The sequence below is a fragment of the Pseudomonas salomonii genome (assembly GCF_900107155.1).
GTDB lineage: Bacteria > Pseudomonadota > Gammaproteobacteria > Pseudomonadales > Pseudomonadaceae > Aquipseudomonas > Aquipseudomonas salomonii.
This window is the reverse complement of sequence record NZ_FNOX01000006.1, coordinates 243,340-255,894: the sequence shown is the minus strand read 5'-3', so window position 1 is coordinate 255,894 and position 12,555 is coordinate 243,340. Positions and strand designations below refer to the sequence as shown.

General features: G+C 59.4%; 11 protein-coding genes. All 11 read left to right on the top strand.

Features of this window, described 5'->3' with window-relative positions:
- Positions 1–328 precede the first annotated feature (328 nt).
- The 11 genes from BLV67_RS15650 (at position 329) to BLV67_RS15600 (ending at position 12,555) form a co-directional block, all read left to right on the top strand.
- Positions 329–2,554, top strand: coding sequence for an NADP-dependent isocitrate dehydrogenase (locus tag BLV67_RS15650; protein ID WP_069788235.1), 2,226 nt, complete (start codon positions 329–331; stop codon positions 2,552–2,554).
- Positions 2,555–2,703: 149 nt separating this feature from the next.
- On the top strand, positions 2,704–3,150 hold the full coding sequence (locus BLV67_RS15645; RefSeq protein ID WP_056861700.1) for an NUDIX hydrolase: 447 nt from the start codon (positions 2,704–2,706) through the stop codon (positions 3,148–3,150).
- Between the two features lie 59 nt (positions 3,151–3,209).
- The gene (gene mnmA, locus BLV67_RS15640) at positions 3,210–4,334 is read left to right on the top strand and encodes a tRNA 2-thiouridine(34) synthase MnmA (RefSeq protein ID WP_065931016.1); all 1,125 of its coding nucleotides are present in this window, start codon (positions 3,210–3,212) and stop codon (positions 4,332–4,334) included.
- Positions 4,331–4,954, top strand: coding sequence for a high frequency lysogenization protein HflD (gene hflD, locus BLV67_RS15635; RefSeq protein ID WP_017137510.1), 624 nt, complete (start codon positions 4,331–4,333; stop codon positions 4,952–4,954). The genes mnmA and hflD overlap by 4 nt, the downstream gene beginning before the upstream one ends.
- A gap of 124 nt (positions 4,955–5,078) precedes the next feature.
- Positions 5,079–6,449: an adenylosuccinate lyase gene (purB, locus tag BLV67_RS15630; RefSeq protein ID WP_069788236.1), complete on the top strand. Its 1,371-nt coding sequence runs from the start codon at positions 5,079–5,081 to the stop codon at positions 6,447–6,449.
- An 84-nt stretch (positions 6,450–6,533) separates the two neighbouring features.
- Entirely contained in the window at positions 6,534–7,700 is a 1,167-nt protein-coding gene (locus BLV67_RS15625; protein WP_065931017.1) for a ribosomal protein uL16 3-hydroxylase, read from the top strand.
- Positions 7,693–8,115, top strand: coding sequence for a GNAT family N-acetyltransferase (locus BLV67_RS15620; RefSeq protein WP_069788237.1), 423 nt, complete (start codon positions 7,693–7,695; stop codon positions 8,113–8,115). The genes BLV67_RS15625 and BLV67_RS15620 overlap by 8 nt, the downstream gene beginning before the upstream one ends.
- Before the next feature lie 230 nt (positions 8,116–8,345).
- Complete coding sequence (locus BLV67_RS15615; RefSeq protein WP_069788238.1) at positions 8,346–9,083, top strand: secretin N-terminal domain-containing protein; 738 nt, start codon at positions 8,346–8,348, stop codon at positions 9,081–9,083.
- A 494-nt stretch (positions 9,084–9,577) separates the two neighbouring features.
- Positions 9,578–10,903 (top strand): isocitrate lyase, encoded by a 1,326-nt coding sequence (gene aceA, locus BLV67_RS15610; protein WP_003219577.1) that lies wholly within the window; start codon positions 9,578–9,580, stop codon positions 10,901–10,903.
- 553 nt (positions 10,904–11,456) lie between these two features.
- Positions 11,457–11,870 carry an NADH-quinone oxidoreductase subunit A gene (locus BLV67_RS15605; protein WP_003219575.1) on the top strand — a complete coding sequence of 138 codons (414 nt, stop codon included), beginning with the start codon at positions 11,457–11,459 and terminating at the stop codon, positions 11,868–11,870.
- Positions 11,871–11,880: 10 nt separating this feature from the next.
- Positions 11,881–12,555: a NuoB/complex I 20 kDa subunit family protein gene (locus tag BLV67_RS15600; protein ID WP_012724951.1), complete on the top strand. Its 675-nt coding sequence runs from the start codon at positions 11,881–11,883 to the stop codon at positions 12,553–12,555.

Sequence of the window (12,555 nt, the reverse complement as noted above, 5' to 3'; positions counted from 1 at the left end):
ACTTTGGTCGCAGTCTTGGCCCTGCGACCTTTAGACCAATGGACGACACACCTTTTGTATGAAGGCTCGGCGTAAGCATAGCGACCTATGTATAATGCCGCCGCTGACCAAAGAGTCACGACGGCGGACCGCTCTAGAACAAAGCCTTCCGCTACAAAGCAGGACTAATACAATAGTCCACCCGCTTGACGCTCGACTGATGCAAACCAACATCACCGCGAAGAAACCTCGACATTTCGCTCATGGATGACTTTGAACGAACGCGCTCCACCCGGCGCATCTCGAGTTTCTGCGCACGCTTTCAGCAAAGAAGAGAGTTAATCCGAATATGCCCACCCGCTCGAAGATCATCTACACCTTCACCGACGAAGCCCCAGCCCTCGCCACCTATTCACTGCTGCCTATCGTAGAGGCCTTCACCGCTTCCGCTGATATTGCTGTGGAAACCCGCGACATTTCCCTGGCCGCGCGCATCCTCGCAAGCTTCCCCGAGCAACTGGGCACCAAGGCAATCGCGGACCACCTCGCCGAACTGGGCGACCTGGCCGTTACGCCTGAAGCCAACATCATCAAGCTGCCTAACATCAGCGCCTCGACCCCGCAACTGCAAGCGGCGATCAAGGAACTGCAGGCCCAGGGCTACGCCCTGCCGGACTACCCGGAAACCGTAACCACCGACGCGGAAAAAGAAACCCGCGCACGTTACGACAAGGTCAAGGGCAGCGCCGTGAACCCGGTACTGCGCGAAGGCAACTCCGACCGCCGCGCACCGCTGTCGGTCAAGAACTACGCGCGCAAGCACCCGCACAAAATGGGCGCCTGGGCTGCCGACTCCAAGTCGCACATCGCACACATGAGCAACGGCGACTTCTACGGCAGCGAAAAAGCCGTGCAGATCGAAGCCGCTGACGCCGTAAAAATCGAACTGATCGCCAAAGACGGCACCGCGACCGTCTTGAAAGAAAAGACCTCGGTACAAGCCGGCGAAATCATCGACACCGCCGTGCTGAGCAAAAAAGCTCTGCGCGCGTTCATTGCCGCTGAAATCGAAGACGCCAAGCAGCAAGGCGTGCTGCTGTCGGTTCACTTGAAAGCCACCATGATGAAGGTCTCCGACCCGATCATGTTCGGCCAGATCGTTGCCGAGTTCTATAAAGACGCCCTGGCCAAGCACGCTACCGTGCTGGAACAGATCGGCTTCAACCTGAACAACGGCATCGGCGACCTGTACGCTCGCATCAAGGCGTTGCCGGCCGAGCAACAAGCGCAGATCGAAGCTGACATTCAGGCGGTCTACGCCGCTCGCCCTTCCCTGGCGATGGTCAACTCCGACAAAGGCATCACCAACCTGCACGTACCGAGCGACGTCATCGTCGACGCCTCGATGCCGGCCATGATCCGTGACTCCGGCAAAATGTGGGGCACCGACGGCCAACTGCACGACACCAAGGCGGTGATCCCGGATCGCTGCTACGCCACCATCTACCAGGCCGTCATCGAAGACTGCAAGGCCAATGGCGCTTTCGACCCAACCACCATGGGCAGCGTGCCAAACGTTGGCTTGATGGCCAAGAAAGCCGAAGAGTACGGCTCCCACGACAAGACCTTCCAGATCAAGGCTGACGGCGTAGTCCGCGTCACCGACAGCAAGGGCACCTTGCTGATGGAACAGGCTGTTGACGCCGGCGACATCTTCCGCATGTGCCAGACCAAAGACGCGCCGATCCAGGATTGGGTCAAGCTCGCCGTCAACCGCGCTCGCGCCAGCAACACCCCAGCCATTTTCTGGCTGGACCCTAAGCGCGCGCACGATGGCGTGGTGGTCGAGAAAGTTCAGGCCTACCTTAAAGACCACAACACCGAAGGCCTGGACATCCGCATCATGTCGCCGGTCGACGCGATGAAGTTCACCCTGGAGCGCACCCGCAAGGGCCTGGACACCATCTCGGTGACCGGCAACGTACTGCGTGACTACCTGACCGACCTGTTCCCGATCATGGAACTGGGCACCAGCGCCAAGATGCTGTCGATCGTGCCGCTGATGAACGGTGGCGGCCTGTTCGAAACCGGCGCCGGCGGTTCGGCCCCGAAGCACGTGCAGCAACTGGTTGAAGAGAACTTCCTGCGCTGGGATTCCCTGGGCGAGTTCCTGGCCCTGGCTGCGTCCCTTGAGCATTTGGGTGTTACTTATAACAACCCGAAAGCCCTGGTGCTGTCCAAGACCCTGGACCAGGCCACTGGCCAGTTCCTCGACAACAACAAGTCGCCATCGCGCAAAGTCGGCAACATCGACAACCGCGGCAGCCACTTCTACCTGGCGCTGTACTGGGCGCAAGCCCTGGCCGCCCAGACTGAAGATACTGCACTGCAAGCGCAGTTCGGCGAACTGGCCAAAACCCTGGCCGACAATGAGGCAACCATCGTTGCCGAGCTGAACGCCGTACAGGGCAAGCCAGTGGACATCGGCGGCTACTACGCGCCGAACCCGGAGCTGACCAGCAAAGCCATGCGCCCAAGCAACACCCTCAATGCGGCGATTGCCAAGTTGAAGTAAGGCTGTAAGGATGCAAAGAAGCCCCGGCCATGTGCCGGGGTTTCTGTTTGCGCCCTGGTTTCACTGAACAACCCCGATCAAATGTGGGAGCAGGCAAGCCAGCTCCCACACTGAACGAGTTTCTTCAGTCACTACACATTGAGGCACCCATGACCTGGCAACCCCACATCACCGTCGCCACTATCGTCGAAGACAACGGCCGCTTCCTGATGGTTGAGGAACTCAAGGGCGGCCGCGCCGTGCTCAACCAGCCGGCCGGCCATCTGGACCCGCATGAAACCCTCACCGAAGCGGCCGTGCGCGAAACCCTCGAAGAAACCGGCTGGGACGTCGAGGCCACCGGCATTGTCGGCATCTACCTGTACACCGCGCCCAGCAATGGCGTGACTTATCAGCGCGTATGCTTTACCGCCAAAGCCTTGAAACATCATCCCGACTACACACTCGATGAAGGCATCGTCCGCGCCCGCTGGCTGACCCGTGAGGAGCTGATGGCCCTGCGCGACGACTGGCGCAGTGAGCTGATCATCCGCTGTATCGATGATTATCTGGCCGGCCAGCGCCATAGCCTCGAATTGATCCGCCCTTCTCTTTAGCCTTGCGGGCGTGAGCCTGTTAGAATCGCGTCCTTTTTCAAGACACCCGTTGAAACCCTATGCGTGATCCAGCCCCTTCTGACACACAAAAGAAGCGCGTCATCGTCGGCATGTCCGGCGGCGTGGATTCTTCCGTTTCCGCCGTTCTGCTCATGGAGCAGGGTTATGAGGTGGAAGGCCTGTTCATGAAGAACTGGGAAGAAGACGATGGAACGGAATATTGCACCGCTATGGACGACCTGGCCGACGCCCAGGCCGTGTGCGACAAGATCGGCATCAAGCTGCACACCGCCAACTTCGCCGCCGAGTACTGGGACAACGTGTTCGAGCACTTCCTGGCCGAATACAAGGCCGGTCGTACGCCGAACCCGGACATCCTGTGTAACCGCGAAATCAAGTTCAAGGCGTTTCTCGACTACGCCATGATCCTCGGCGCCGACCTGATTGCCACTGGCCACTATGTGCGCCGTCGCGACGTCGACAACCGCACCGAACTGCTCAAAGGCCTGGACCCGAACAAGGACCAGAGTTACTTCCTGCACGCCGTCGGCGGCGAACAGATCGCCAAGACCCTGTTCCCGGTCGGCGAGCTGGAAAAACCCGAAGTGCGCAAGATCGCCGAAAAACACGGCCTGGCCACTGCCAAAAAGAAGGATTCCACCGGGATCTGCTTTATCGGCGAGCGCCGCTTCAGCGACTTCCTCAAGCAGTACCTGCCGGCACAACCGGGCGAAATCAAAACCACCGACGGTGAGGTAATCGGCCGCCACCATGGCCTGATGTACCACACCATCGGCCAGCGTCAGGGTTTGGGCATCGGCGGACTGAAAGACGCCGGCGAAGAGCCGTGGTACGTACTGGTCAAGGACCTGGAAAACAATGTGCTGGTGGTGGGCCAGGGCAATGAGCACCCACTGCTGTTCTCGGGCGCGCTGCTGGCGTCGGAAATCTATTGGGTCAACCCGATCGACCTGAGCGCGCCACGCCGCCTGACCGCCAAAGTGCGCTATCGCCAGAGCGACCAGCCCTGCACCCTGGAAAAAACCGCCGGCGGCTACCGCGCCACCTTCGATGACCCGCAACGCGCGGTCACGCCGGGCCAATCGGTGGTGTTCTATGACGGCGAAATTTGCCTGGGCGGCGGCGTGATTGAAGTCGCCGAAGCCTGGAGCGGCGCGGCATGAGCCCGACCCAGGAGCAATTGACGGCACTCGGCGGGGTTTTCCTCGCCGCCGTGCTGGTCGACAAGATCGCCAAGACCGGCCAGGTGACCGAAGCAGGCCTGACCTGCATGCTCGGCAGCCTGCTGATCCGCGACCCCAAGGACACCCTGGAAGTGTATGGCGGCGATGACCTGGCGCTGCGTGAAGGTTACCGTGCGCTGATCGGCGCCCTAGAGCGCGACCCAAGCACCTTGCAACGCGAGCCGCTGCGCTATGCGCTGTCGATGCTCGGCCTTGAGCGGCAACTGGCCAAGCGCGACGACCTGCTCGAAACCATCGGCAAACGCCTGCCGCAGATTCAATCCCAGGTGGAACACTTCGGCCCGGCCCACGAAAACGTGATTGCCGCCTGTGGCGCGCTGTACCAGGACACGTTGAGCACCTTGCGCCAGCGCATCCAGGTGCACGGCGACATGCGCAACCTGCAGCAACCGAACAACGCCTCGAAAATCCGCGCCCTGCTCCTGGCCGGTATTCGTTCGGCGCGGTTGTGGCGTCAGTTGGGCGGTCATCGCTGGCAGTTGGTGATCAGCCGACGCAAATTGCTCAAAGAGCTTTACCCGTTGATGCGCAACGAATAAGTCGCAGCAACCCGCTTTTTTATAGCCTCACGCGTAATACGCCGGTCAGTTGGCGACGGACCGGCGGATTTTTTCATGTATGATACGCGCCCCATTTCGTTGCCCGACTGTCCGAGAACACCCCATGCAGCTCTCTTCGCTCACTGCGGTTTCCCCTGTTGACGGCCGCTACGCCGGCAAAACCCAGGCCCTGCGCCCTATTTTCAGCGAATACGGCCTGATCCGTGCTCGCATTCTGGTTGAAGTGCGCTGGCTCCAGCGCCTGGCCGCTCACCCTGCCATCAGCGAAGTGCCGGCGTTTTCCGCCGAAGCCAACGCTGTATTGAACACCCTGGCGGAAAACTTCTCCCTGGAGCACGCCGAGCGTGTGAAAGAGATCGAGCGCACCACCAACCACGACGTCAAAGCCATCGAATACCTGCTCAAAGAGCAAGCGGCCAAGCTGCCGGAACTGGCCCAGGTCAGCGAGTTCATCCACTTTGCCTGCACCAGCGAGGACATCAACAACCTGTCCCACGCCCTGATGCTGCGCGAAGGCCGTGATGACGTGATGCTGCCACTGATGCGCCAGACCGCCAACGCTATCCGCGAGCTGGCCATCCGCTTCGCTGACGTGCCGATGCTGTCGCGCACCCACGGCCAACCGGCTTCGCCGACTACCTTGGGTAAAGAACTGGCCAACGTGGTGTATCGCCTGGAGCGCCAGATCGCTCAAGTCGCGGCCGTGCCGCTGCTGGGCAAAATCAACGGCGCCGTGGGCAACTACAACGCCCACCTGTCGGCCTACCCGGAAATCGACTGGGAAGAAAACGCCCGCGCCTTCATCGAAGACGAGCTGGGCCTGGGCTTCAACCCCTACACCACGCAGATCGAACCCCACGACTACATCGCCGAGCTGTTCGACGCGATTGCGCGCTTCAACACCATCCTGATCGACTTCGATCGCGATATCTGGGGTTACATCTCCCTGGGCTACTTCAAGCAGCGCACCATCGCCGGCGAGATCGGTTCGTCGACCATGCCGCACAAGGTCAACCCGATCGACTTCGAAAACTCCGAAGGCAACCTCGGTATCGCCAACGCCCTGTTCCAGCACCTGGCCAGCAAGTTGCCGATCTCGCGCTGGCAGCGCGACCTGACCGACTCCACCGTACTGCGCAACCTCGGCGTGGGCTTTGCCCACAGCGTGATCGCCTACGAAGCCAGCCTCAAAGGCATCAGCAAGCTTGAGCTCAACGCGCAGAAGATCGCCGCTGACCTGGATGCGTGCTGGGAAGTATTGGCCGAGCCGATCCAGACCGTAATGCGCCGCTACAACATCGAAAACCCGTACGAGAAGCTGAAAGAGTTGACGCGCGGCAAGGGCATCAGCCCTGAGGCGCTGCAAACTTTCATCGATGGCCTGGACATGCCAGCCGCTGCCAAGGCCGAGCTGAAACTGCTCACCCCGGCCAACTACATCGGCAACGCGGTAGAGCAAGCCAAGCGCATCTGATCAGCGCACGACCCTTTGAGACGCCCGGCCGCGCCGGGCGTTTTTATTCCTGTCTTAAAAGTGCTTTTTTTCAATAGGTTACACATGAATCCTGATATTCCTCTTCAACTTCTGGGCGGCATCACGGCGCGGGAATTCCTGCGCGACTACTGGCAGAAAAAACCGCTGCTGATCCGTCAGGCCATCCCTGATTTCGAAAGCCCGATCGACGCCGACGAACTGGCAGGCTTAGCCCTGGAAGAAGAAGTTGAATCGCGCCTGGTGATCGAACACGGCGAGCGCCCATGGGAACTGCGCCGCGGTCCGTTCGCCGAAGATGCGTTCAGCACGTTGCCTGAGCGCGAGTGGACCCTGCTGGTGCAGGCCGTCGACCAATTCGTACCCGAAGTTGCCGAGCTGCTGGGACACTTCCGCTTTCTGCCCAGCTGGCGCATCGACGATGTGATGATCAGCTTCGCCGCCCCCGGTGGCAGTGTTGGTCCGCACTTCGACAACTACGACGTGTTCCTGCTGCAGGCCCAAGGCAAGCGCAACTGGAAAATCGGCCAAATGTGCAATTCCGAAAGCCCGCTGCTGCAACACGCCGACCTGCGCATCCTGGCGGAATTCGAACAGAGCGAAGAATGGGTACTGGAACCGGGCGACATGCTTTACCTGCCGCCGCGCCTGGCGCACTTCGGCATCGCCGAAGATGACTGCATGACCTATTCGGTGGGCTTCCGTGCACCGAGCGCTGCCGAAGTGCTGACCCACTTCACTGACTTCCTCAGCCAGTACCTGACCGATGAAGAGCGCTACACCGACGCCGACGCCCAACCGGTCAGCGACCCGCACCAGATTCAGACGGACGCACTCGACCGCCTCAAAGGCCTGCTGGCCGAGCACATGAGCGATGAGCGCATGCTGCTGACCTGGTTCGGCCAGTTCATGACCGAGCCGCGCTACCCGGAACTGGTCGCCGGTGAAGAGCTGGGTGAAGAAGACTTTATCAGCAGCCTGGAAAACGGCGCGATCCTGGTCCGCAACCCGAGCGCGCGCATGGCGTGGTCTGAAGTGGACGATGACGTACTGCTGTTTGCCAGCGGCCAAAGCCGTTACCTGCCAGGCAAATTGCGCGAACTGTTGAAACTGGTCTGCTCGGCCGACGCCCTGCACAGCGAAAACCTCGGCACCTGGCTGGCCGACGAAGACGGCCGTGACCTGCTGTGCGAACTGGTCAAGCAAGGAAGCCTGGGATTTGCCGATGAATAAGATTCACGTAAGTGTCGCGGACTGGCAAAAGGATATCGCTGAGATTCGGCGCATTCGTGAGGCGGTGTTTATCGCTGAACAATCGGTTCCACCGGAACTGGAGTGGGATGCGGATGACGCCGACGCGATGCATTTTCTTGCATTCGAAGGCGATTTTCCGATTGGCACCGCTCGCCTGCTGCCCAGCGGCGAGATTGGTCGCGTGTCGGTACTCAAGGACTGGCGCGGCCTGAAGGTCGGCGACAAGCTGATGGAAGCCGTGATCGGCGAGGCCGAGAAACGTGGCCAGACCAGGCAGTTCCTGAGTGCGCAGGTGTATGCGGCGCCCTTTTATGAGCGACTGGGTTTCACGATCGTCAGTGACGAATTCCTGGAAGTCGGGATTCCGCACGTTGATATGGTGCGCGAGGGCTGATCCAAAACCCAGTCGCTCCCTTCGCGAGCAAGCCCGCTCCCACACTTGACCGAGTAGATCCTTTGGAATGCGGTCGAATGTGGGAGCGGGCTTGCTCGCAAAGGCTATCTCAGCAACACCACAAAATGCCCTGCCTGCCAGGGCATTTTGCCGTCTACGATTCAACTTGCGACCTGCCGGGCCGACAAACTGGCACTATCACGCCTAATTGACTCGCAGAGATAACGGACATGTCCCTACGCACCCTGCTCACCGCCCTCCTCCTCAGCGCCAGCGCCTGCGCCATCGCCGACACCGAAGTCGTCAACCTGAGCAACCGCACCAGCGCCGACCTGCTGCCCGTGGCGCAGAACTTTATCGGCAAGGACGGTAGCGTCAGCGCCTACGGCAACCAGCTTATTGTTAAAGCCGACCCCGGCAAGATCCAGGACCTGCGTGCCTTGCTTGCACAGCTGGACACACCCGCCAAGCGCCTGCTGATCACCGTCGACAGCAACGAAAACAACCAACAAAACAGCGGCGACAGCCAAACCCGCATCATCAGTTACGGCACCGCCAGCCGCGACGGTGGCATCCAGCAGATTCAGGCCAGTGAAGGCGTGCCCGCGCTGATCCAGGTCGGCCAGAGCGTGCCACTGACCACCACGCAGCCAGACGCCTACGGCCGCCCGCAAAACCAGACCCAGTATCGCAACGTCACCCAGGGCTTTTACGTCACTGCCAGCGTCACTGGCGAGACCGTACACCTGGCCATCAGTACCAACCGTGACCGAATGAGCCAGGAACGTCCCGATGTAGTGAATGTGCAAAGTACCGACACAACGGTCAGTGGCCGCCTGGGTGAATGGATTCCACTGGCAGGCATCAACCGCGAGACTCAGGCCGATAAATCCTCTACAACCCGCATCTACTCTACTCAGGGCCGCGACGACCTGACTTTGCGGGTCAAGGTCGATACGCTGAACTAAAGCACCAAAAACTGACTGGCGAGTCGCATTAGACTAAAGATGTAGTGCCTGAAAAAAAGCACTACAAAACATTTGACGAGCCAAAAAAGCCTGTGCATGATGGCCTCGCTCCCGCTAATCAGGGGCCCTGGCAAGGGCCTTCGGATCGCCGCTCTAAGCTACCCACCTGAGCCGATTCGTGTCTGTACCGCCCACAAGGTGTGTTTGACGTTGGTTGCGACTGGAACGAAGTTGTCCCGAGGGACGGAAGCTAACCAGGTAACCCGGCTACACACTGATGGATCGTACCAAGGCCCACGATGCCCGAAGACTGTTCGCAGTTTGCCCTTACCTGCTCAATTCCTCCTCTCGCAACGCGTTCATCCCGTCGTCTTCCCCGTCGAACCTGACTTGGCCGCCCAAGCTTCTGGTCAGCGAGCAGCCACAACCACGCACTTGATACGTGGCTGGCAAATGGAATTTTCCACCTAGACCTATGCGACGAGGTTTTCCCCATGGCACTGACACGCGAACAGCAAATTGCAGCCCTTGAAAAAGACTGGGCTGAAAACCCACGCTGGAAAGGCGTAACCCGCGCTTATTCCGCTGCTGACGTCGTCCGCCTGCGTGGCTCGGTTCAACCTGAGCACACCTTTGCAAAACTCGGCGCCGAGAAGCTGTGGAAGCTGGTCACCCAGGGTGCCAAGCCGTCCTTCCGCCCCGAAAAAGATTTCGTCAACTGCATGGGCGCCCTCACTGGCGGCCAGGCAGTTCAACAGGTAAAAGCCGGTATCCAGGCGATCTACCTGTCCGGCTGGCAAGTGGCTGCGGACAACAACTCCGCAGAATCCATGTACCCCGACCAATCGCTGTACCCGGTGGACTCCGTGCCCACCGTGGTCAAGCGCATCAACAACTCGTTCCGCCGCGCCGACCAGATCCAGTGGAAAGCCGGTAAAGGCCCGGGCGACGAAGGCTACATCGACTACTTCGCGCCAATCGTGGCTGACGCTGAAGCCGGTTTCGGCGGCGTACTCAACGCCTACGAACTGATGAAGAGCATGATCGAGGCAGGCGCTGCCGGCGTGCACTTCGAAGACCAACTGGCGTCGGTGAAAAAATGCGGCCACATGGGCGGCAAGGTACTGGTTCCAACCCAGGAAGCCGTACAAAAGCTGACCGCAGCACGCTTGGCCGCTGACGTTGCCGGCACGCCGACCATCATCCTGGCGCGTACCGACGCCAACGCGGCCGACTTGCTGACCTCCGACTGCGACCCGTACGACCAGCCATTCGTGACCGGCGAACGCACCCAGGAAGGCTTCTATAAAGTACGTGCCGGTCTCGACCAGGCGATCGCCCGTGGCCTGGCCTACGCGCCGTACGCCGACCTGATCTGGTGCGAAACCGCCAAGCCGGACCTGGACGAAGCGCGTCGCTTTGCCGAGGCGATCAAGAAGGAATACCCGGACCAACTGCTGTCCTACAACTGCTCGCCTTCTTTCAACTGGAAGAAGAACCTGGACGACGCGACCATCGCCAAGTTCCAGCGCGAGCTGTCGGCCATGGGCTACAAGCACCAGTTCATCACCCTGGCCGGCATTCACAACATGTGGCACAGCATGTTCAACCTGGCGCACGACTACGCCCGCAACGACATGACTGCCTACGTGAAACTGCAGGAGCAAGAGTTCGCTGATGCCGCCAAGGGTTACACCTTTGTGGCGCACCAGCAGGAAGTGGGCACCGGCTACTTCGACGACATGACCACCGTGATCCAGGGCGGCACCTCGTCCGTGACCGCGCTGACCGGCTCGACCGAAGAAGAGCAGTTCCACTAAGCAGCGAGTACACGGCCAGTGCGGCCCCACGGAAGACCTAACCGCACTGCCGCTTGATCTGACGCCCCGACTGGTTCGGGGCGTTTTTTTGCCTGTTTGAAAACCCCACCTATCACCTTAACGGTGTCGAGCCTTGGTTTTTTGCGCAAAATATTGACCCAGAGCGGTATTTGCCTGAATCAAATCGGTTAAAAGATCCCCTCCAGCAACTAGCCGCAATCAAGCAAGTAACAATAACTTCCCGCGCCACACGAGAAACATTCGCTTAAACCCCGCGCAAACAATATTCATTATCATTTAGCCAATGAAAACTTCTTTACCGCTTAAACAAAACACATTTGATTAAATGCCCGCTAATCCCCAGCCCACAAGGGCTACAGCCCCAAGAAGGTGCACTATGTGCTTATTCCATCGAATAATTTCGCTACAGGAATTTTACTTGCCCGGTGTTTAGCCATAAAATCACCGCGATTGATTGCGCTGCGACATATCGTCACTGCATCGTTACTTTTTCGAGCTCAGAGACCTTTGCTCTCTGTTAAGGATTTCCAGCATGACCGAAGCGACAGGACTCATGGCCCACAACTGGGGCTTTGCCATTTTCCTCCTCGGTGTTGTGGGCCTTTGCGCCTTCATGCTCGGCGTCTCCAGCCTCCTTGGGTCAAAAGCCTGGGGCCGCAGCAAAAATGAACCGTTCGAGTCCGGCATGCTGCCTACAGGTGGCGCCCGCTTGCGGCTCTCAGCCAAATTCTATCTGGTCGCGATGCTGTTCGTGATCTTCGATATCGAAGCCCTCTTTCTCTTTGCCTGGTCTGTGTCCGTCCGCGAAAGCGGCTGGACCGGATTCGTCGAAGCCCTCGTTTTCATAGCAATTCTGTTGGCAGGCCTTGTCTACCTATTCCGAGTGGGCGCCCTTGACTGGGCTCCGGAAGCTCGTCGTAAGCGGCAAGCGAAGCTGAAACAATGAGGCTTTGGCGATGCAATACAATCTCACCAGGATCGACCCGGATGCTCCTAACGATCAGTACCCTATCGGCGAACGGGAAACCGTTTCCGATCCGTTAGAAGATCAAGTCCACAAAAACATCTACATGGGCAAACTCGAAGACGTGCTGAGTGGCGCGGTCAACTGGGGGCGTAAAAACTCCCTGTGGCCGTACAACTTCGGCCTTTCGTGCTGCTACGTGGAAATGACCACCGCCTTCACGGCGCCCCACGACATCGCGCGCTTTGGCGCCGAAGTTATCCGGGCATCACCGCGCCAGGCGGATTTCATGGTTATCGCCGGCACCTGCTTTATCAAGATGGCGCCGATCATTCAGCGCCTCTACGAGCAAATGCTCGAGCCGAAGTGGGTTATCTCCATGGGTTCGTGCGCCAACTCCGGTGGCATGTACGACATCTACTCCGTCGTTCAAGGGGTGGACAAGTTCCTGCCCGTGGACGTCTACGTGCCTGGCTGCCCGCCTCGCCCTGAAGCTTTTCTGCAAGGCTTGATGCTGTTGCAGGAGTCGATTGGCAAGGAGCGTCGTCCGCTGTCCTGGGTGGTCGGTGATCAAGGCGTTTATCGCGCCGAGATGCCGTCACAAAAGGAACAGCGCCGCGAACAGCGAATCGCAGTCACCAACCTGCGCAGCCCCGACGAAGTCTGA